Source organism: Corallococcus sp. NCSPR001, from assembly GCF_017309135.1.
In the GTDB taxonomy this organism is placed as follows: Bacteria; Myxococcota; Myxococcia; order Myxococcales; family Myxococcaceae; genus Corallococcus.
The window spans coordinates 9,304,160-9,324,182 of record NZ_JAFIMS010000002.1 but is presented as its reverse complement, the minus strand read 5'-3'; the positions used below and the strand labels follow the sequence as shown (position 1 = coordinate 9,324,182).

Here is a 20,023-nt window from a genome sequence, read left to right as displayed (position 1 = left end):
GCGTGGGCTACTTGAGGTACTGCTGCTTCCAGCCGCGGAGCTCGCTGAGGATCTCCGTGCGGCCCGCCGCGTCGTCCGCGTTCTCCAGCCGCTTCAGTTGCCGGTCCAGGTAGTTGCGCGCGGCCTGCCGGGTGAGCCCCTTGTGGACCTTGTTGTCGGCGTACAGAGGGCTGCTCTCGACCTGGCTCACGGCGGCCATGATCTGATCCCTCACGGCGGACTCGCTCGAGGACTCCGTGCGCCGGGGCGTGGGCGGCGGGCCTTCGCGGACGGGCTTCACGGCGGCGGCCTTGGCGACGACGGGCGGCTCTTCCTTCGTCGGAGGGGGCGGCTCGGCGACGGGCTCGGGCGCCGGCTCCTGCACGGGCGCGGCGACGACCTCGGGCACGGGAGGCGGCGGAGGTTCGACCTTCGGCGCGGGAGGCGGCGTCGGGGCCGTGGCGACGGCGGGCGGAGGCGTCTCACCGCCGCGCGTGGCGATGACCACGCCCACGGCGGCGAACAGCACGGCCGCGCCCACGGCGATGGGCACGAAGCGGCGCAGGGAGGACGTCTCCTCCTGCGGCACCAGCAGGTCGTCCGGCGGGACGGGCGGCGGGACGTGGGTGGTGGGGCGGCGCGCGTCCGCGTCGCTGATGACGACCGCCGCGGCGGGGGCGGGCTTGGGCGGCGCCGAGGGCTCGACGGGGGCGGGCGCGGTGGGGTTGGTGCGCGTGGCGCGCAGGGTGCGGCGCAGCTTGGCCAGGTGCTGACGCAGGGGGTCCGCGGAGTTGGGGCGCGTCTCCGGGTCCTTGGTGAGCATCTGCAGGATGAAGGCGTCCACGGCGGGCGGCAGGTCGGGGACGAACTCCGACGGCCGGGGAGGGCGCGCCTCCACGTGCTTCATGAGCAGGTCCACCGGGGAGCTGCCGATGAAGGGCAGCCGGCCGGTGACGATTTCGAAGGTGACGACGCCCATGGCGTACAGGTCCGTCATGGGGCCCACGGACTGGCCGCGGGCCTGCTCGGGCGCCATGTACTCCGGAGTGCCGACGACCATGTCGGTGCGCGTCTGCGCGGTGCGGCCGGTGGGGCCTTCGCCGCGCTTGGCGAGCCCGAAGTCCAGCAGCTTCACGTAGCGCGAGCCGTCCGGCTGGCGCACGAGGAAGATGTTGCTGGGCTTCAGGTCGCGGTGCACCACGCCCGCGCCGTGCGCGGCGCCCAGGGCGGCGAGCACCTCATCCAGGAGGGACAGGGCCTCCGGGACGGGGAGGCGGCCCTTCTCCGCGAGGATGGCGTCCAGCGGCTGGCCTTCCAGGTACTCCATGACGATGTACTGGCGACCGTCCGGGAGCTGGCCGAAGCCGAAGATGTCGATGATGCCGCGGTGGCGGATGGCGTTGACGGCGCGGGCCTCCGCGAGGAGGCGGGCCACCTGTTCGGACGAGTGCGCCAGTTCGGGGCGCAGCACCTTCACGGCGACGCGCTTGCCGATGAGCGGCTGGATGCCCTCGTAGACGAGCCCCATGCCGCCCACGCCGATGCGTGCGCGCAGCTCGTACTCGCCCAGCTTCAGGCCGATGAGGGGGTCGGTGATGGCGGTCGCTTCGGTACCGGGGTGCTCCACGATGACCTTCGGTTCCGGTGGAGTCGGCTGGAACGACGACAGCACGACGGTGCCATCGCGAGGGCACACCGCCGTCTCGGACGGAACGGTGAGGCCGCAGGTTTCGCAGATCAGCTCGGAAGACATCTCCACCACGGGGGAGCGTAACAGGTGAAATCCCGGGAAGCGAAGTCAGGGCCCGAGGGTCGCCGGGCAAGCAAACAGGCACCTGCCCCCGGGTCGCGTTTTCTCACCCGCTGGTGTCACACAGCGGGCGATGCAGTGAGTCAGGGCGTTCCGGCATCCAAGACGGAACAATCCACGAGGATCTGAGCGAGCCCCGTGGGGCCCGGGTTGCCAGTACTTGCTCCGCCCTGGCCTCCAGCCCCCACGAGGATCTGCCCGTTGACGATGGTGATTCCTGCGTCACCCGCGCACCACGCGCCTACGGACGGACCTCCTGCTCCACCACCCCCAGGGCCACCACGGCCGCCTTCTCCGCCCTTCGCTCCGTTTCCTCCGGTGCCGCCATAGACCGTGTAGACAATGCCTGCGTCATTCACGCGGAAGTTGGTGGTCGCACCCTGAGCGCCATCCCCACCCGGCCCGCCGGCTCCCCCTGCGCCTCCCGCCATCCCTTCTCCGCCGATGCCGCCCTGTCCTGCCTGGACCTGAGACATCCCGGACAGGGTGACGCGCGAGTCGATCACAACGAGTGCGATGGACGCGCCGCCGTTGGTACCTCCACCACCGGGCAGTCCCCCACATCCGCCCGCCCCTCCGCTGCCACCAGAGCCAGCACCTGCGGTATCGCTGTCCGGCACGATGGGATCGGAGTCAGCCGCGCAGGCACCGCCACCGCCACCACCACCGCCGCCACCGCCGGCAGGGCCTGTTTCGCCCGCTTGGCCATGCTCCGTGGAGCCGGTCGCCCAAGCCCAGACTCCCGTGAGTCCATCCAATTGTCCCAGCGCGGCGAGCCCCGAGCGTCCCGGCGCGCCTGAATCGGGCGCATCCAGGCCTGGGCCACCATCGTGGCCATTGGACGCGGAGCAATAACAGGGCTGTCCAGGGGCGGGGCAGGAGAAGGTGCCTTGCTCACCGCCCGCGCCTGCTCCGCCGCCGCGATCCGAAGGCGCACCCTTGAGACCAGGTTGCCCAGTGCCGCGAACGAGGCCCGAGCCGCTGGCGCCTCCCGTTCGGGCGCCGCCAATGGCACAGGTATTGGTGCCACCGGACCTGCTATTCCCTGCCATCATGGGCTGCCCAGCTTGGCCCGGGGAGCCACTTCTTCCCTCTGCCCCCTGGCTTCCTGGCGAACCAGCGGCACCGGGGCCACCCAGGCCTGATTGAAGGTGGGTGGCGTACAGCGTGGTATTCGCGCTGTGCTGAACCTTGAGCACCACGGAGGCACCGCCATCGTCTCCAGCGTTCGCGGACGCGATGTTCAGCGAGTCCAGCAGCACGCCAGCCTCCGCCACGTCACGCACCGTGAACGCCAGCGTCCCACCGTCCACGAACGTGGGGGTCGTGCTCTTGAAGCGGCTCCAGTAACGGTCCACGCCGTTCCACTGGTAGCCGCCGTGTAGCGACACGGGCGTGGTCACAACGGTCTCCGACTCGTTGTACGTCCCAACGCCCAGGTACACGTGCGTGCGTGTCGAGCCAGGACCGGCGGCCTTGATCAACTCCAGCGCCTTGCGCAGGGTTTGCAGCGGACTCTTGTTGGAGCCGTCTTGCGAGTCGTTGCCTCGCACTGGATCCACGAAGTAGCCCGCTTCCGCCATGCCGTCCACGCCATCGCAGTTCAGGTCCCGGCCTTCGGGATCGGGCTCGTCCTCGTTGGAGACGATGATGCAGGTGGGCTCCACCTCACCGCCGTCGCCACCATCTCCCGCGTCCGCGCCGCCATCGGTCCCGGCGTCCTCGGTCGCCTGCGGTCCGCAGCGGCCCTGCTGCTCACAGTTTTCAAAGGCCGCGTCGAAGTTGCTGCAACCGCCCGCGCTGAGCACCGCACCGAATACCGCGCCCAGCGCGCCGACCTTCCAGAGGTTCCGCATGGCTTTCCCCGTGCTCACTGCCACGTCCCGGCGAAGCTCAAGCCACCACCCTGCGGCGTGAGCGTCACGGACGGCTGAACGTTCGTCTGCTTCACCGGCAGGAAGTACATCAGCGCGCCCGTAACAATCGCCGCCGCGCCCACCCCGATCCCCACCGCGCCAATCGTCTGCGAGCGCTTGCCGGAGTCGCGAACATCCTTCGCTTCCTCCAGGTCCGGATACTCGTTGTTGTTCAGGTCGCTGAGCTTGCTGCGCGACTGCACGAAGAACACCGTGCCCACGCCCGCGAGCACCACGCCGCCCGCCGCCGGCACCCACGCCCACTTGCGGCGTCCCGGCGTCTCCACCGTCGGCGTGTCACTCAGGCCCAGGTCCGTGGGCGGCTGCACGCCCGGCGTCAGGTCCGGCCCCGGCACCGGCTGCTTCTCGCCCGGCGTCACGTTGGGCGTCTGCTGCGCCACCGGCGGCGTCACCGGCGGCGGCGCCACCGGCTCCGGACGCAGCACCCGCAGCGTGCGCGGCACCACCACGTCCAGCGACTTGTTGAGCGCGTCCAGCACCTGGTCCTCGCTCACGCCAGGGACCGACTCCTCCACGAGCGGTGCGCCGTCCTGCGCCGTGTACACGCGCACGCCCGCCTTGTACGCGTTCAGGTACGGGCCAATCTCCGTCACCATCACCACGTCCGTCTTCGCCGCCACGCCCAGGGACGCGATGCAGGACGGCTGCGTGCGGTTGCAGCGCATCATCGCCGTGCGCTTCTTCTTCGGCAGCGTGCGCGTCACGTCCTCCACGCGGATCACCTCCAGGCCGCGGGCCTTGAGCTGCTCGGCCACGTGCTCCTGGGCGGTTCCAACGAGGTAGCGCGGCGTTCCCCGCGTCACGTCCGTGGGCGCCAGCAACACGGTGACGGGTTTCGCGGAGGAGTCGGGTGCGGGCGCCTGGGCGACCACCAGGGTGAGCGCGGCGAGGAAGGGGATCAACACGGGAGCACTTTCTCCCCGACCCGCCCTCCTCGCAAGGTCAGGATTCGCGGACCCGCGTGGTGGGACAGGGCCCCACCCACCCGGGGGCGACACCGGTGTCCGGCGCCGGGCTCCCCGCGTGGATGTTTCACGGTGCCCGCGGCCCGGGAGACCCGGAGGGTCTCCCGCGCCGTCCGACGGCTACCGGCGCGGACGCTCCGGCGCCGGGCGGATCTGCGTCTTCTCCGACGTGTTCAGCTCCGTCCTCGGCCGGTCGTCGTCCTCGTCCTCATCCTCCGAGGGCGGTGGCGGCGGACCCGGCGGACGGCGCGTGGGCGTGGCACCCGCGCGCAGCGTGTTGGCCGGGGGCGTGCCGGGACGCGCCGGGGCGGGCGGCGGACGGCGCGGCGGCGGCGTGTTGCGCGCGGGCGGGGCCTCCGCGAGCAGGTCCTCGGACACCTGCACCAGCGGCTCGGAGGCCGGCGTGGCGCGGGTGTCCTCCTGCTCCGCGAACGGGTTGCGCGTGGGCGGCGGCGTCTTGTCGTCGTCCTGCGGAGGCGGCGGGCGCGGCGGCAGCGACGGGCGCAGCGCCGGAGCGGCCTTCGCGGGCGGCGGCGGCGCGGCGGCGGGCTTGGGCGGGGGCGCCGCGGGCTTGGGGCCGGCGACCGGGCCGTCCGGGGCGGCGTTTCGGAGCACCTGCTCGAACTTCGCCCAGTCCTCCTTGAAGTGCGCCGGGTCCGGCAGCCCCTGCTCGCGGTGCTTCAGGGACGGGGCCCAGCGCAGGGCGTAGGCCTCGCCCACGTGGAAGCTGGGCGGGGGCGGCACGCCGTAGGTGGCCGGGTCGAAGAAGGCGTCGTCCAGGTCGGTGAAGCCGTACGCGCGCGCCTTCTGGATGAAGTTGGGGATGATGCCGGTGGGCGCGTGGTAGCCCAGGATGTTCTCGTGCTCGTCCTTGGCGACGGGCGTGAAGACGAAGATGTCCTGGGTGCGGTACTCGCCCTTCTCGTTGAGGGGCAGCACCTCCGACAGGGCAATCGTCTTGCGGCTGCCGTCGTGGAGGCGCTCGCAGCAGATGATGAAGTTGATGGCGCTGGCCACCTGGGCGCGCACGGCGACCATGGGCAATTCCACGGACGACATGAGGCACAGGGACTCAATGCGGCGCAGCGTGTCCGTGGGCGTGTTCGCGTGCGTGGTGGCCAGCGAGCCGCCGTGGCCGGTGTTCATGGCCTGCATGAGGTGGAAGGCCTCGCCGCCGCGCACCTCGCCCACCACGATGCGGTCGGGGCGCAGACGCAGCGCCGAGTGCAGCAGGTCACCCATGTCCACGGCGCCCTTGCCGAACTTGTCGGCGGGGCGGGATTCGAAGGCCACGATGTGGGACTGGTTGAGCTGGAGCTCGGCGGAGTCCTCGATGGTGAGGATGCGCTCCTCGTCCGGGATGAGGGACGAGACGATGTTGAGCAGCGTCGTCTTTCCGGAGCCCGTGCCGCCGGCCACCAGCATGTTGAGCTTGGTGGCGATGCCGGCCTCGATGAGGCGCGCCATGGGCTTGGTCAGCGACTTGAACTTCAACAGCGAGTCGATGGTCAGCTTGTCCTTGAAGAACTTGCGGATGGAGATGGTGGTGCCGTTGCGCGCGATGGGCGGAATCACCACGTGGATGCGGCTGCCGTCGGGCAGGCGCGCGTCCAGGCGGGGGCGCTCCTCGGACAGGGGGCGGCCCACGAACTGGGCCATGTTGCGCGCGGCGCCCAGCAGGCCTTCATCGGAGAAGGAGGCATCCGTCTTGATCAGCCGGCCCTTGCGTTCGATCCACACGTCGGTGGGGCCGTTGATCATGATTTCCGACACCGACTCGTCGTCCAGGTAGGGGAGGACGGGCTTGAGGAAGGCGCGGAGCGACTCGGTGTACATCGTCATGGCGGGCGCAAGGCTAGCGCGCCCCGGCCCGGGCCCCAAGCTCCCGCCTTGAGTGCCTGCTCGCTTTCCGGTGCGGCGGGCCGCCTCAGGACGCGCCCGCTGGTCTAGGGTGCGGCCCACGGAGGGACGTGAATGAGCCTGGCGGATGGGTTGCCCGAGGATTGGAAGGCAGTACTGCAGGACGCCATCCACGCTCCGTCGTTCAAGGAGCTGGAGAAGTTCGTGCGCAAGGAGCGCCAGGAACACACCGTGTTCCCTTCGGAGGAGGACGTGTTCTCCGCGTTCCGCTTCACGCCCTACGCGGACGTGCGCGTGCTGCTGCTGGGCCAGGACCCCTACCACGGCCCGGGTCAGGCCCATGGCCTCGCCTTCTCCGTCCAGCCCGGCGTGCCGCCCCCGCCCTCGCTCGTGAACATGTTCAAGGAACTCCACAGCGACGTGGGCGCGCCGAAGCCTCGCGATGGGTCACTCATCCCCTGGGCGAAGCAGGGCGTGTTCCTGCTCAACACCGTGCTCACCGTGCGCCAGGCCTCTCCCAACAGCCATGCGAAGCACGGCTGGGAGCCCTTCACCGACGCCGTCATCCGCGCCGTCAGCGCCAAGGCGGACCCCGTCGTCTTCCTGCTCTGGGGCAAGCCCGCGCAGAAGAAGAAGGCCCTCATCGACGAGAACCGCCACGTCGTCCTGGAGGGCGTGCACCCCTCGCCGCTGTCCGCCAGCAAGGGGTTCTTCGGCAGCAAGCCGTACAGCACCACCAACGCCGCGTTGAAGAAGCATGGCCAGCACACCATCGACTGGGAGCTGCCCTCGTAGGAGCGTGTCGCGTGGGTTGGCTATAGTGCCCGCCCACGATGGCCACGACCTTCCTCGAAGAAGCCGCACGCACCCAGGCCGCCGAAGCCGTCGCGGCCATTGAATCCCAGACCGCCGCGGAGGTCGTGGTGTCCGTGCGCCGCGCCTCCGGCGACTACGCCCACACCGATGCCCGGCTGGGCGCGGCCGTCGCCTTCGTGATGCTACTGGTCCTCCTGTTCATCCCGCAGGAGGTCCACCTCTTCGCCTTCCCGCCCGTCGTGCTCCTGTCCTACGCCGCGGGCGTGATGGGCGGCCGCCTGATGCCGTCGCTGCGCCGCGCGCTCACCCCGCGCAAGCTCCAGGAGGACTCCGTGCGCACCGCCGCGAAGGCCGCCTTCACGGAGCTGGGCGTTTCGCACACGTCGCGCCGCACCGGCATCCTGGTGTTCGTCTCCCTCTTCGAGCGGCGCGTGGAGGTCGTCACCGACTACGGCGTGGACACCTCGCTCATGGGCGCCGAGTGGCAGGACGCGCTCACGCAGCTGTCCGCCGCGCTGGCCGCGTCCACCGCGCCCGAGCCCTTCCTCCAGGCCCTGCGCCGCATCCAGGCGCCGCTTTCGCGCGTGCTGCCCCGCCTGGAGGATGACGTGAACGAACTGCCGGACATGCCCGGAGCCGTGGCGTGAGGCGCTCCACTTCCGTCCTCCTCCTCGCCGTCGCGCTGTTCCTCGGGCTGGGGCTCGCCTCCCTGCCGGACGCCGAGGCGCGCCCCGGCGGTGGCAGCACCTACCGGGGCTCCAGCCGCAGCTCGTCGAGCAGCCGCAGCTCATCCAGCAGCCGCAGCTCATCCAGCAGCCGGTCCTCCTCCTTCGGCTCCAGCAGCAGCCGGTCCTCGTACAGCTCCGGCTCCCGCTCCTACAGCTCCGGCGGCTCGTCGTCCTCGGATGGCGGCGGAGCGTTTGGCGGCTTCTGCCTGCTCATCGTCGTCATGGGTATGGTGGCCATCGTCGTCATGAACATGAAGTCCGGCGCGGGCCAGCGGGACTGGAGCACCACCGCGCCCCGCAGGCCTCCTCCGCCCCAGCGCCAGGGCTCGCTGCGCACGAAGCTCGCGCACCTGGCCCGGGTGGGGCCCCGGGGTTCGGACGGGTCGACGCAACCGTTGGACCCCGAGTTCTCCATCGTCCTCTTCGAGGACTTCGTCTATTCGCTCTTCGCCCGCGTGCACGAGGCGCGCGGCGGCGGACGCCTGGACACGCTGGGCGGCTGGCTGTCCGACGGCGCCATCGCTTCGCTCGAGCGGATGGGCACTCCGGACGCGGTGAAGGCCGTGGTGGTGGGCGCCGTCACGTACGAGTCCGTGGAGGGCATCAGCGCGAACAGCCAGCGCGTCCGCGTCGTCCTGCGCTTCGAGGCCAACTACACGGAGGTCACCTCCGGCTCCGAGCAGAGCTGGTACGTCGCGGAGGAGTGGCTGCTGGAGCGCGACGCGACCGCGAAGTCCCGGGCGCCCGAGGACGCACGCGCGTTCAAGTGCCCCCACTGCGGCGCGCCGCTGGAGTCCGTGCACGGCCACAAGTGCTCGTACTGCGACACGGTGGTGAACACCGGCGAGTTCGACTGGGTGGTGACGCGCGTGGCGTCGCAGGAGCGCGAGCGGCGCGGCCCGCAGCTCACCGGCACCACGGAGGAGCAGGGCACGGAGCTGCCCACCGTCAAGGACTCGCGCGCGCAGGAGCGGCTGAACGCGCTCTTGCATGACGACCCGGAGTCGACGCCGCTGGCGCTGCGCAAGCGCCTGGAGTTCATCTTCCACGAGATGCAGACCGCGTGGGCCGCGCGCGAGTGGAAGGGCATGCGGCCCTTCCTCAGCGACAACCTCTTCCAGACGCAGTTGTACTGGATCAACGCCTACCGCGCGGCCGGCCTGCGCAACATCACGGAGGACGCGCACATCACGAACATCGTGCTCGCGCGCGTGACGCGGGATGCGTACTTCGACGCCGTCACCCTGCGCGTGTACGCGTCCAGTCTGGACTACACGGTGCGGGACCGGGACGGACAGGTCGTGGGCGGCAGTCGTTCCCACGAGCGCGCCTACAGCGAGTACTGGACGCTCATCCGCGGCCGGGGTGTGCAGGGCAGGCCCTCCACGCAGAAGAACTGCCCGTCGTGCGGCGCCCCGCTGTCCATCAACATGGCGGGCCACTGCACGCACTGCCAGGCGCGCGTGACGTCCGGCGAGTTCGACTGGGTACTCAGCCGCATCGAACAGGACGAGGCCTACCAGGGCTGAACATGCTCATGCTCCATCGGTTCTCGTTGCTCGGGCTTCTCGTCACGGCCGCGCCGGCCGCCTCGGCTCCCCAGTCCTTCGGCGCCTGGTTCGACGCGCGCGTGAAGGCGGAGAACGCCGTCGTCCGTGAGCGCTTCCAGGTCGACCTGGATGGGGATGGCCAGGAGGACGACGTCGTCTGTTACGACTTCAAGGAGGCTAAGCCTGTCATCCTGGTGGGGCTGGCCACCGGCGAACGCTTCGCCCTGCGTGGCGACGGGCTGGGCCCGATTCACCATGTCGACTGTCCCAGGGCTCCGTCAGCGACGACGCCGGGCCAGCCGGGTTCCCTCCGTCTCAAAGGCAATGGCCTGACGGGCTACATGGGGGCGGTGTCCCTGCGGTTCGACAGGAAGGGGCCCCTGCTGGTGGGTGGCGAAACCGGTGACCGGTACCACGCATGGAGCATGGACCTGGTCTCACAGCGGACGGAGCTTTCGTCCTACGAATACTCCGAATCGCAGACCGAGGACCCTGTCCCGAACCGTTCCGCCTCGATGCTCGCCTCCGGCACGCAGGAGCCAGCGCCGCCAGCGCCCGTCTGGGTGAGCTGGGGGAAGAAGAACTGGAGCGGCGACGCGGACGCGGGACTCAAGGTTCAGTGGCTGCGCAGGGGCGCCACGGTGACGCTCATCGCGACGCTCCAGGACGACCAGCCGGTGCCCGCCGCGGATGCGAGCGCGAAGGCCATCCTCGGCGCGGATCACCTGGAGCTGTGGTGGAGCGAACCGGCCGCGGACGCCACGCGCGCGGTGCAACTGGGCGTGGCGCGCGCCGCCGACGGCAAGCCCGTGGCCACGTGGTTCCAGCCTCCCGGCCGCAAGAGCAGGGCGCTTCCCTCCATCCGGTGGGCCGCGCCCGACCGGTTCGAGGTGGACCTGCCCGTGAGCTGGCTGGTTCCCAAGCCGGCGGAAGGGGTCACCGTCCATGACGGCGACGTGGAGCCGCCGTCCGCGCTGGCGGCCTTCACGGTCGTCTTCTCCGACAGCGATGGGAAGGGACAGGAGACGCTCGTCTCCACCACGGAGAAGCGGCCGGGCGCCGGAGTGTTCAGCTCGCTCTACCTGGCGGAGCCCGGGAGCCTGTACCCCCGGTTGAGCAAGGGCGTCTTCAGTTGGGTGCCCATCCAACCGCGCACCACGCTGCGCGAGCTCGTCTGGGAGGACTAGGATGCGGTGCATCATGAGCTCGCCCTTCCTTGTCGCCACCCTCGTTGAACCGCTCGAACCCGGGCACTACCGCTCGCGCTACGAGGCGCCCTGGTATCAGGGCCGGGGTGCCTACGGCGGCGTGGTGGCGGGACAGGTGCTGCGCGCGCTGGAGCACCACCTGAACGACCCGCAGCGGCAGGTGCGCTCGTTCACCGTGCACTTCTGCTCGCCTGCGACAGAGGGCGTGGCGGACCTGCACACGCGCATCGAGCGCGCCGGCAAGTTCGTCACCCACGCCACCGCGCGCGTGGAGAGCGGCGGCACGGTGGTGGCCGTCGCCACGGCGACCTTTGGCGCCGCTCGCGGTGGCGCCCCCGAGTACATGGACTTCGTCATGCCGGAGGTGCCCGCGCCCGGGACGCTCACGCCCGTCCCCGACGACGTGCCCATGCCGGACTTCTGCCGCTTCTTCGAGTACCGCTACTGCGTGGGTTCGACGCCGTACTCGGGTGGGCCCACGGCGGAGGTGGGCGGCTGGCTGCGGCCTCGCGTCCCCACGGCGTTGGACACGGCGCTGTGCGTGGGACTGATGGACGCGTATCCGCCGTCCGTGCTGTCGCGGATGGATGGCTTCCGCGCGGCGGCGTCCGTGGACTTCAGCGTCCAGTTCTTCCAGACGTTCCCGGTGAAGGGCCTCGCGCCGGACGCGCACTACCTGCGCACCGGCCGCTCGCGCCAGGCCGCGGACGGCTACACGGAGGAGACCCAGCTCCTCTGGGCGGAGGACGGCACGCTGCTCGCGCAGTGCCGTCAGCTCGTCGCCGTGCTCGGTTGATCAGGACACCAGCTCGGCCACCACGGCGTGGTGGTCGGAGACGGCGTCGGGCAGGCGCGCGTAGCGGGTGAAGCGCAGGCCTTGAGAGATGAGCACCTGATCCAGGCGCTGACGCGCGTGCGGAAGGGGATACGTGGGCTCGCCTTCCGCGGGCGTGTGCAGCCCCAGCTCCGCGCACAGGCGGGCTACGGGACCGTCCAGGCCCTCCGCGTTGAAGTCGCCCATCACCACCCGAGGCCGCGGTGGCCGCTGGCGCAGGGCGTGGATGAGCCGGTCCACCTGCCGCAGCCGCACCGCCGCGGAGAACGGATCCAGGTGCAGGGACACGGCCTCCAGCCCGTGCTCCCCGGCGAGCGTGGCCACGACGTAGCCCTTGTCCACGCGCCGGTCGCGCCCGAAGTGCGCGGTGTCGCAGGACTCCAGCGGCTGCCGGCTCAAGAGCGCGGTGCCCTGCGCGAACAGTCTGGGGACGCCGGAGTGCACGCCGTGGTGCACGTGCGGATAGCCGGCCTGCTCCGCGATGCGGGCCACCTGATCCACCCGCCCGCTGAAGAGGCTGGACCGGTCCGCCTCCTGCAACGCCACCACGTCCGCGCCTTCACGCGCGAGCAGCGCCGCCACCCGGTCCAAGGTGCCCAGCAGCGCGGACCTCCGGCGCAGGAAGGGCATGGGCACGGCGAACGGCGCACCGTGCGCCACGTTCAGGGTGAGGACCTTGAGCCGCACGGGGCCGGTGCGCGCGGGACGGCTCAGGCGGCGATCTGCTTGCGCAACAGCCGCGTCAGCTCCGCGGGGTCCACCGGCTTGGGCAGGAGCTCCGCGCCGTAGCGGATGGCCACGGGCAGCAGGTCATCCAGCTCCGAGTGGCCGGTGAGGAAGATGAACGGCGCCTGGCATGCCTGCAGATCGCGCATGGCGGCGAGCACGTCGGAGCCGTTCATGTCCGGCATGTTGTAGTCGCACAGGATGGCCGCGACGCTGGAGAGGTCCAGGTGGAAGGCCTCGGCGGGGGACTGCACCGTGAGCACCGTGTAGCCCGCGTCCCGCAGGGTGTCTCCCACGGTCGCGAGCACGAAGAGGTCATCGTCGATGACCAGCACGGTTGGCATGGACAGTCCTCCAGCGCCTCAAGCGGCGCGCGCGATGCTCGCGAGTGTATCCGAGCCCGCGCGTCCGCGCGCCACACCCCCTCATGCGGGCCACCGGGGTCGGGACCGCCCCCGTCGTAGGGTGTGGGCGCGGGGGGCTTCAGGCCCTCACTGTTTCGCGGGCGTGACGGGAGACGGGATGAGGATGAGCTGCTCCTGGGGTGGGTTGAGGTACTCGGCGCCGGTCTCCGTGACGACGGCCATCTCCTCCACGGAGAGGATGCGCAGCGCGTCCGGGCTGCTGCCGTCCTTCCACGCGTAGAAGCCGTCGAAGGCGAACACCTGGCCCGGCTGGAGCTTGCGCAGCGCGGAGCCGGAGGGCGGCTTGCCGGACGCCGCGCCGGACAGGGCGGGGCCCGCGTCATGCGCCCAGTAGCCCACGGGATGGCCGGTGCCCCACATCACGGGCTCGGAGCCCGCTTCGCGCATCCAGTCGCGCTGGGCCTTGTCCACGTCGTAGCCGCGCACGCCGGGCTTCATCGCCGCGAGCGCGATGCGGCTGCCCTTCTTCGACTTCTCCCACTTCGCCAGCGCCTCCGCGGGAGGCTGCTTCTCCCCCGGCGCCAGCACGTACGCGAAGCGCTGGATGTCCGTCACCCACGTGCCGCCCACGCGGATGCCGAAGTCCGTCTGGATGAAGTCCCCCGGCTGGATGACGCGGTCGGTGGCGTTCGAGTGCCCGCGCGTGGGCCCGCTGTTCACGTTGGGGTTCTGGTCCGGCTGCCACCCGTCACCCACGCCCAGCTCCGCGATGCGCTTCTTGAGGAAGCGCGCCACGTCCGAGTCCCGCGTCTTGCCGGGCACCACGGTGCGGTACGCCTCCTCCTCCAGCTTCGCGGTGATGTCCGCGGCCTTGCGCATGATGTCCACCTCCTCGGGCGTCTTCACGGACAGCCACTCGGAGACCAGGTCCTCGGAGGACACCAGCTTCTTGCGCAGCGCGGGGGACAGCGCCGCCTCCAGCTTCGCGCGCTGCGTGGCGGACAGGCCGTCCGCGATGGACATCCGCTCCGATGAGTTGATGGCCACCTTCGAAGGCTTCGCCTTGGACAGCCGCGCGGCGATGAGCGCGTTCACGTCCGCGCCGCGCTCGAAGGCCACGACTTCATCCACCACGCCCATGTCCCGGAGCGCGGTGGCCTCGCCTTCTGGGGAGAGCGCGGTGGAGCGCAGCTTCTCGCCGTCGCGCAGGAACAGGAACGCGGCGGTGCCGCCCGCGTTCTCCCCGCCCACGTGGGCCGCGAGCGGGTCGTTGTCGTTCTCACGGCAGAGCACCACCCACGCGTCCACGCCCGCGCGGGCCATGGCCTGGGGCAGCAGCTTCTGGAGGCGCTCCTTGCGCACGCGGGGCCACGCGCCCTCCGCGGCGGGCACGGCGGGCGCCGCGTGGGCGAGGGAGGCGGACAACAGGGCGGAGAGGAGGATGGGCCGGACACGCGTCATGGATGCGCTCTTCCTGGTGGGGGAGGGCGCGGATTGTTTCACGGCCGCGCCGCGCGACAACCCACACGCCGTGCACCGCGCGGGCGCTTCACCCGGAAGTCCCGGAATCACAAGAGACATGTCCGGGACGTGGGCCTGTTCGTGGATGGACGCGGCCCTGCCCCCGGGTCCCGGGCGCGGATGGCTGTCTGTCATTGCGCCGGGACCTCCGGGAGGGCGCGAACGGCGCCAGGGCTTGCGACCGTGCGCGTCGTCTCCAACTCCGGAGTCGCACATGCGTGTCGAAGAAACCGATGCCGCCGCCGAGTACGTCCTGGGCAACGAGGACCGGGAGCTGCAACGGCTCATGCTCCAGGCCCAGGTGTACGCGCCGCTGACGGAGGGCGTGCTGCGCGCGGCGGGCCTCAAGCCCGGCATGCGCGTGCTGGACGTGGGCTGCGGCGTGGGGGACGTGTCCTTCCTCGCCGCGCAGCTGGTGGGCCCCACGGGGGAGGTGGTGGGCGTGGACCGCGAGGCCCGCGTCCTCGACTGCGCCCGGCGCCGCGCCGGAGCGCGCGGCATGCCCCACGTGCGCTTCCAGCAGAGCAGCCTGGAGTCCCTGCCCGTCGAAGCCCCCTTTGACTTCATCGTCGGCCGGCTGGTGCTGATGTTCCAGCCAGACCCGGTGTCGTTCGTCCGCCGCATGGCGGAGCACCTGCGCCCCGGCGGCGTGCTGGTGATGCACGAGCTGGAGCTGGCGGCCATGGGCCTGGCTCACCCGAAGCTGCCGCTGTTCAACCGCGTCTGGGGCTGGATGCTGCCCACCTGCGAGCGCGTGGGCATCAAGGTCCACATGGGCATGGAGCTGGTGTCCACGCTGCGGCGGGCGGGGCTGGTGGTGGATGACGGCGTGGTGGGCGGACGGCTGGGCGTGACGCCGGACGCGGAGACCACGCACGCCCTGGTGGAGACCGTGCGCACGCTGCTGCCCCACATGGAGCGGCTGGGCGTGGCGCTGGCCATGGAGGTGGACATCGACACACTGGCCGCCCGCCTCACCGCCGAGCTGCGCGCCAACGGCGGCGTGCTGGTGCCCAGCCTCATGGTGGGCGTCTGGGGCCACCGTCCAGGCCCTGTCTGACGGCCATCGTCTTCGCACGACTTCACGAGCGGCGGGGGAGTGGGTCGCTTAGAGTGGCCTCATGGCAAAGACGGCATCCCGCAAGTCCCCCGCGAAGGCCAGGAAGCAGCCCGCGCGCCCCGCCGCGCCCGCGAAGACACCGGCCCGGCCGGTGAAGGCGAAGGTGGAGAAGGTCGAGCCCCGCCGCGCCTCCGCGTCGTCCCCGAAGCCCCCCGTGCTGGAGGCCGAGCCCGTCTTCGACTCCGGCCCCGTGGCCGACCCCCGCGCGGCCGCGCCCAGGAGCCTGCCCGCCGGTGAGCCGAAGGGCCGGGTGCTGCCCTTCGAGATCGACCCGGCCCAGTTGGAGGCCGGCTTCCAGAAGCTCCGCGGCGAGCTGGTCCACTGGACCAACAAGGGCCGCTACACCAAGGTCCGCTTCAAGTTCCGGGGCAAGCAGCTGCTGCCCGACCTGCCCCTGGCCGCCGTCGTCGCCGCAGAGGGGCTGTCGTTCTACTGGGGCGGCATCCTGCGCGTGCTCGTGGCCAACGTGGTGGGCAAGAGCGTGTTCGAGGTGGAGCTCGTCAACGACGCGGACAAGCGCGTCCAGGCGGGCCGCGAGGCGCTCCTGTCCGGCGACGTGGACCAGGCGCTCGCGCTGTTCCGCGAGGCGCTCGCCATGGACCGCGACAACGCCTCCGCGCACCTCAACGTGGGCGTGGCGCTGAAGCTCCGCGGCGACCGCGAAGGGGCGCTCGCCGCGTTCGAAGCGGCGAAGGCTAGGGACCCCGAGGGCGGCGTGGGCGCGGAGGCCGAACGGCTGGCCGCGAACCTCCGCCCGAAGGGCTGAAAACGCACCGCCCGGATGTTCCATCCGGGTGCCCCGGAAAGGCCCTCTCCGACCCCTGGAACCGGGCGGGCGGGCAGCCGTGGCGAATCCCCCCTGTTTCCCTTATTGACTGAGGGAAATCCAGGGGTTACGAACACTCTCCCATCGGGCGGAGCCCCCCACGTGAGGGGCCCGTCCGCACCTTCCAGAGCCCATGGCTGACGACACCACCGACACGCCGGCAACGCCCCCCGCGCCCCCTCCGTCGAGCGGCGCCGGAGAGCTCATTCCCATCAACATCGAAGACGAGATGCGCCGCTCGTATCTCGACTACTCGATGTCCGTCATCATCGGCCGCGCGCTGCCAGACGTGCGCGACGGCCTGAAGCCCGTCCACCGTCGCGTCCTCTTCGCGATGAACGACCTGGGCAACCTCCACAACCGCGCCTACAAGAAGAGCGCGCGCGTGGTGGGTGACGTCATCGGTAAGTACCACCCGCACGGCGACTCCTCCGTCTACGACGCCATGGTGCGCCTGGCCCAGGAGTGGAGCCTCCGCTACCTGCTGGTGGACGGCCAGGGCAACTTCGGCTCGGTGGACGGCGACTCGCCGGCGGCCATGCGTTACACGGAAGTGCGCATGGAGCGGCTGGCGGAGGACCTCCTGTCGGACATCGACAAGGAGACCGTCGAGTTCGGCCCCAACTACGACGACTCGCTGGAAGAGCCGCTCGTCCTGCCGGCCAAGTTCCCCAACCTCCTCGTCAACGGCAGCAGCGGCATCGCGGTGGGCATGACCACCAACATCCCGCCGCACAACATGACGGAGGTCATCAGCGGCACGCTGCACCTCATCGACAATCCGGGCTGCACCGTCCTGGACCTGATGCAGTTCATCGAGGGCCCCGACTTCCCCACCGCCGCCATCATCACCGGCCGCGAGGGCATCCGCCGCGCCTACGAGACGGGCCGCGGGGCCATGACCATCCGTGCGCGCACGGAGATTGAAACGAACAAGAAGGGCGACCGTGAGGCCATCATCGTCACGGAGATCCCCTACCAGGTGAACAAGGCCCGGCTCATCGAGAAGATCGCCGAGCTGGTGCGTGAGAAGAAGCTGGAGGGCATCAGCGACATCCGTGACGAGAGCGACCGTCAGGGCATGCGCATCGTCATCGAGCTCAAGCGCGATGCCATCTCCCAGGTGGTGCTCAACAACCTCTTCTCCATGACGCAGATGGAGACGACGTTCGGCGCGGTGATGCTGGCCATCGACGGCGGGCAGCCGCGCACGCTCAACCTCAAGGAGCTGCTGGACCGCTTCATCGCGCACCGCCGCGACGTCGTGACGCGCCGCACGCGCTACGAGCTGCGCAAGGCGCTGGCGCGCATGCACATCGTGGAAGGCCTGCTCGTCGCGCAGGACCTCATCGACCTGGTGGTCAGCCTCATCCGCGCGTCGCGCGACCCGGATGAAGCGCGCTGGGGCCTGATGAACATCCTGTCGCCGGAGCTGTACACGCGCGAGCGCTTCCAGAACCTGGACCGCATCGACTACGCGAAGGCCAAGGCGCAGATGGAGCTGCTGGTCAGCCGCGCGCGCAACGAGGAGCCGGCCTACGGCGGCCTGGAGCACAAGTACGAAGGCGCGGGCTTCAGCGAGGACCAGGCGCAGAACATCCTGGAGATGCGCCTGCAGCGCCTCACCGGCCTGCAGCGCGAGGAGCTCTTCAAGGAGCTCATCGGCCTGGTGCGCGACATCGCGCGCCTGCGCGACATCCTCGCCAACGAGAAGAGCCTGCTCTCCGTCATCAAGGCGGAGCTGATGGAGATCCGCGAGCGCTACGGCGACAAGCGCCGCACGGAGATCACCGGCGCGGTGGATGACCTCACCAGCGAGGACCTCATCGCGGAAGAGACGATGGTGGTCACGCTGTCGCACACGGGCTACGTGAAGCGCTCGCCCCTGTCGGAGTACCGCGCGCAGAAGCGCGGCGGGCGCGGCAAGACGGGCGCGGGGACGAAGGAGGACGACTTCGTCACCAAGGTGTTCGTGGCCAGCACGCACGCGTACCTCATGCCCATCACCACCAAGGGCAAGCTGTACTCGCTGAAGGTGCACCAGATTCCGCAGGGCAGCCGCACCTCGCGCGGCAAGGCCATCGTGAACCTGGTGCAGTTCGGGGAAGGGGAGCGGCTGGCGCAGGTGCTGGTGACGCGCGACTTCCCGGAGAACCGCTACGTCTTCTTCGTCACGAAGAAGGGCGTGGTGAAGCGCACGGACCTGAGCGCGTTCGAGAACGTCCGGGTCAGCGGCATCATCGCGCTGGGCATCGACGAGGGCGACGAGCTGGTGGGCGTGATGATCACCGACGGCACCAAGGACATCCTCCTGTCCACGGCCACGGGCATGAGCATCCGCTTCAAGGAAGACGACGTGCGCTCCATGGGCCGTCAGGCCTACGGCGTGAAGGGCATCACGCTGGAGGACGGCGACGAGGTGGTGGGCGCGGACCTGCTGGACAAGGAGCCGGAGGAGGGCCAGGCGCCCGCGGAGCAGAGCAGCGCCATCCTCACGGTGACGGAGAACGGCTACGGCAAGCGCACCGAAGGCGCCGAGTACCGGCAGCAGGGCCGCGGCGGCAAGGGCATCATCGACATCAAGACCACCGAGCGGAACGGCCGCGTGGTGGGCGTGGTGCAGGTGAAGGACAGCGACGAGGTGATGCTCGTCACCAACGGCGGCATGCTCATCCGCATGAAGGTGAAGGAGATCTCCGTCATCGGCCGCAACACGCAGGGCGTGCGCCTCATCGCGCTGGAGAACGGCGAGGAGAAGGTGATGGCCATCTCCAAGCTGCCCGAAGGCGAGGAGTCCGAGGAGGAGACGGAGACCACCTCGCCGGTGGAGGGCTCCAGCGCCGAGGCTTCCGCGGAGGCCGCGCCGGTGGAGGCCGCTTCGCCGGAGGCTCCGGCGGACGAGGCCGCTTCGCCCGGCCCGGAAGGTGAGCCCGGCTCGGAAGGCTGAAGGCTTGAAGCAGTAGCCATACGGGAGGGCCGGGTCGGTGACCCGGCCCTCTTCGTTTGTGCGGGGACTACTTCTGGGTGAGGTCCTTGGGCACGGCGAGGCCGGCGGCCTTCTCGTCCATCCAGAGGATGTTCATCACCCACCAGCGCTGGCCGTCGTTGAAGAGCTGGATGCTGTTGACGCCCTTGGCGATGAGCGGCCCGTCCTGCGTGCCGCGCGCCTCGTAGGTGCTCATGACCTGCGCCAGCGCGCCGAAGGCGTGCGTCTGGCGGGCAATCTCCTTCTCGAAGAAGCCCTGCGTCGCGGTGCCCTGCTGGCCCCACGTCACGTAGTCCTCCGGGGTGATGGGGCGGGCCGCCAGCGTGGTCGCGCCCGGAGGCCTGGCCAGCGGGATGAGCTGGGCGCCCGGATAGAAGAGGGAGCGGAAGCGCTGCCAGTCGCGAGGCGCGCCCGCCGGCCCGCTGATGACGTCGTAGAGGGCCTTGAGGATGGCGTCCTGGGACTTCACGTCCTCGGGCTTCGCCTTGGGCAGCTGCGCGAGCGCGGCCTGGGTGCGCTCCGCGGAGGCCTTGATGGGATTGGGCTTCTCCGGAGCGGCGGGGGCCGTGGCCTTGGGCTGCGGAGGCGGAGCCGCGGGGGCCTGGGCGAAGGACGCGGTTCCCAGCAGGACGGCACAAGCGACGAGCAGGCGCGACATGGGGACTCCCGGAAGAGGGGAAGGACGCGGCGGGAGCCTAGCCTCGCGGTGGGGAGCGCTCGCTGGGATTCCCCTCCGGGGAGCGCGCCGGATGAACCTGTCGGACAGTCGGACCGGTTGGGACCGGGCCGGA

The 20,023-nt window shown here is 70.6% G+C and carries 16 protein-coding genes; 8 read left to right on the top strand and 8 right to left on the bottom strand.

Annotated features, from left to right (window positions below):
- Window positions 1-7 precede the first annotated feature (7 nt).
- The 4 genes from JYJ93_RS39570 to JYJ93_RS39555 all read right to left on the bottom strand — a co-directional run bounded on the left by JYJ93_RS39570 (window position 8) and on the right by JYJ93_RS39555 (window position 6,533).
- Window positions 8-1,732, bottom strand: coding sequence for a serine/threonine-protein kinase (locus JYJ93_RS39570; RefSeq protein ID WP_206800015.1), 1,725 nt, complete (start codon window positions 1,730-1,732; stop codon window positions 8-10).
- 140 nt (window positions 1,733-1,872) lie between these two features.
- Window positions 1,873-3,645, bottom strand: coding sequence for a hypothetical protein (locus JYJ93_RS39565; protein ID WP_206800014.1), 1,773 nt, complete (start codon window positions 3,643-3,645; stop codon window positions 1,873-1,875).
- Window positions 3,646-3,659: 14 nt separating this feature from the next.
- On the bottom strand, window positions 3,660-4,631 hold the full coding sequence (locus JYJ93_RS39560; RefSeq protein WP_206800013.1) for a hypothetical protein: 972 nt from the start codon (window positions 4,629-4,631) through the stop codon (window positions 3,660-3,662).
- A gap of 180 nt (window positions 4,632-4,811) precedes the next feature.
- Window positions 4,812-6,533, bottom strand: a complete 1,722-nt coding sequence (locus JYJ93_RS39555) for a CpaF family protein (protein WP_206800012.1) — start codon at window positions 6,531-6,533, stop codon at window positions 4,812-4,814.
- A gap of 132 nt (window positions 6,534-6,665) precedes the next feature.
- On the opposite strand from JYJ93_RS39555, the gene ung reads away from it, so the two are divergent.
- From ung to JYJ93_RS39530, 5 genes are read left to right on the top strand one after another with little or no spacing between them, the layout of a single operon-like run.
- Entirely contained in the window at window positions 6,666-7,346 is a 681-nt protein-coding gene (ung, locus tag JYJ93_RS39550; protein ID WP_206800010.1) for a uracil-DNA glycosylase, read from the top strand.
- A 38-nt stretch (window positions 7,347-7,384) separates the two neighbouring features.
- A complete protein-coding gene (locus JYJ93_RS39545) occupies window positions 7,385-8,014 on the top strand; it encodes a hypothetical protein (RefSeq protein WP_206800009.1) in 630 nt (209 codons plus the stop codon).
- Window positions 8,011-9,624: a TIM44-like domain-containing protein gene (locus tag JYJ93_RS40915; RefSeq protein ID WP_206800007.1), complete on the top strand. Its 1,614-nt coding sequence runs from the start codon at window positions 8,011-8,013 to the stop codon at window positions 9,622-9,624. Before JYJ93_RS39545 ends, JYJ93_RS40915 begins: the two co-directional genes overlap by 4 nt.
- Before the next feature lie 8 nt (window positions 9,625-9,632).
- Window positions 9,633-10,832 carry a hypothetical protein gene (locus tag JYJ93_RS40460; RefSeq protein ID WP_242544111.1) on the top strand — a complete coding sequence of 400 codons (1,200 nt, stop codon included), beginning with the start codon at window positions 9,633-9,635 and terminating at the stop codon, window positions 10,830-10,832.
- A gap of 13 nt (window positions 10,833-10,845) precedes the next feature.
- A complete protein-coding gene (locus tag JYJ93_RS39530; RefSeq protein WP_206800003.1) occupies window positions 10,846-11,649 on the top strand; it encodes a thioesterase family protein in 804 nt (267 codons plus the stop codon).
- On the opposite strand, the gene JYJ93_RS39525 is transcribed toward JYJ93_RS39530, so the two are convergent.
- From JYJ93_RS39525 to JYJ93_RS39515, 3 genes are all read right to left on the bottom strand, one after another.
- On the bottom strand, window positions 11,650-12,375 hold the full coding sequence (locus JYJ93_RS39525) for an endonuclease/exonuclease/phosphatase family protein (RefSeq protein WP_206800002.1): 726 nt from the start codon (window positions 12,373-12,375) through the stop codon (window positions 11,650-11,652).
- 23 nt (window positions 12,376-12,398) lie between these two features.
- Complete coding sequence (locus JYJ93_RS39520) at window positions 12,399-12,758, bottom strand: response regulator (protein ID WP_206800001.1); 360 nt, start codon at window positions 12,756-12,758, stop codon at window positions 12,399-12,401.
- A gap of 147 nt (window positions 12,759-12,905) precedes the next feature.
- Entirely contained in the window at window positions 12,906-14,240 is a 1,335-nt protein-coding gene (locus JYJ93_RS39515) for a M24 family metallopeptidase (RefSeq protein WP_206800000.1), read from the bottom strand.
- A 274-nt stretch (window positions 14,241-14,514) separates the two neighbouring features.
- Here JYJ93_RS39515 and JYJ93_RS39510 point away from each other — a divergent pair, with 274 nt between their 5' ends.
- The 3 genes from JYJ93_RS39510 (at window position 14,515) to gyrA (ending at window position 19,193) form a co-directional block, all read left to right on the top strand.
- Entirely contained in the window at window positions 14,515-15,360 is an 846-nt protein-coding gene (locus JYJ93_RS39510) for a class I SAM-dependent methyltransferase (RefSeq protein ID WP_206799999.1), read from the top strand.
- Window positions 15,361-15,421: 61 nt separating this feature from the next.
- Entirely contained in the window at window positions 15,422-16,186 is a 765-nt protein-coding gene (locus JYJ93_RS39505; RefSeq protein ID WP_206799998.1) for a tetratricopeptide repeat protein, read from the top strand.
- Between the two features lie 193 nt (window positions 16,187-16,379).
- Entirely contained in the window at window positions 16,380-19,193 is a 2,814-nt protein-coding gene (gene gyrA / locus JYJ93_RS39500) for a DNA gyrase subunit A (protein ID WP_206799997.1), read from the top strand.
- Between the two features lie 67 nt (window positions 19,194-19,260).
- Here gyrA and JYJ93_RS39495 read toward each other — a convergent pair whose 3' ends face one another.
- Entirely contained in the window at window positions 19,261-19,890 is a 630-nt protein-coding gene (locus JYJ93_RS39495; protein ID WP_206799995.1) for a nuclear transport factor 2 family protein, read from the bottom strand.
- Window positions 19,891-20,023 lie beyond the last annotated feature (133 nt).

Bases quoted from the DNA above. Each gene is read 5' to 3' on its own strand.
- JYJ93_RS39510 (WP_206799999.1), top strand. From the start codon at position 14,515: ATGCGTGTCGAAGAAACCGATGCCGCCGCCGAGTACGTCCTGGGCAAC.
- JYJ93_RS39545 (WP_206800009.1), top strand. From the start codon at position 7,385: ATGGCCACGACCTTCCTCGAAGAAGCCGCACGCACCCAGGCCGCCGAA.
- JYJ93_RS39505 (WP_206799998.1), top strand. From the start codon at position 15,422: ATGGCAAAGACGGCATCCCGCAAGTCCCCCGCGAAGGCCAGGAAGCAG.
- JYJ93_RS39570 (WP_206800015.1), bottom strand. From the start codon at position 1,732: ATGTCTTCCGAGCTGATCTGCGAAACCTGCGGCCTCACCGTTCCGTCC.
- ung (WP_206800010.1), top strand. From the start codon at position 6,666: ATGAGCCTGGCGGATGGGTTGCCCGAGGATTGGAAGGCAGTACTGCAG.
- gyrA (WP_206799997.1), top strand. From the start codon at position 16,380: ATGGCTGACGACACCACCGACACGCCGGCAACGCCCCCCGCGCCCCCT.
- JYJ93_RS39520 (WP_206800001.1), bottom strand. From the start codon at position 12,758: ATGCCAACCGTGCTGGTCATCGACGATGACCTCTTCGTGCTCGCGACC.
- JYJ93_RS39515 (WP_206800000.1), bottom strand. From the start codon at position 14,240: ATGACGCGTGTCCGGCCCATCCTCCTCTCCGCCCTGTTGTCCGCCTCC.
- JYJ93_RS39530 (WP_206800003.1), top strand. From the start codon at position 10,846: ATGAGCTCGCCCTTCCTTGTCGCCACCCTCGTTGAACCGCTCGAACCC.
- JYJ93_RS40460 (WP_242544111.1), top strand. From the start codon at position 9,633: ATGCTCCATCGGTTCTCGTTGCTCGGGCTTCTCGTCACGGCCGCGCCG.
- JYJ93_RS39565 (WP_206800014.1), bottom strand. From the start codon at position 3,645: ATGCGGAACCTCTGGAAGGTCGGCGCGCTGGGCGCGGTATTCGGTGCG.
- JYJ93_RS39555 (WP_206800012.1), bottom strand. From the start codon at position 6,533: ATGACGATGTACACCGAGTCGCTCCGCGCCTTCCTCAAGCCCGTCCTC.
- JYJ93_RS39495 (WP_206799995.1), bottom strand. From the start codon at position 19,890: ATGTCGCGCCTGCTCGTCGCTTGTGCCGTCCTGCTGGGAACCGCGTCC.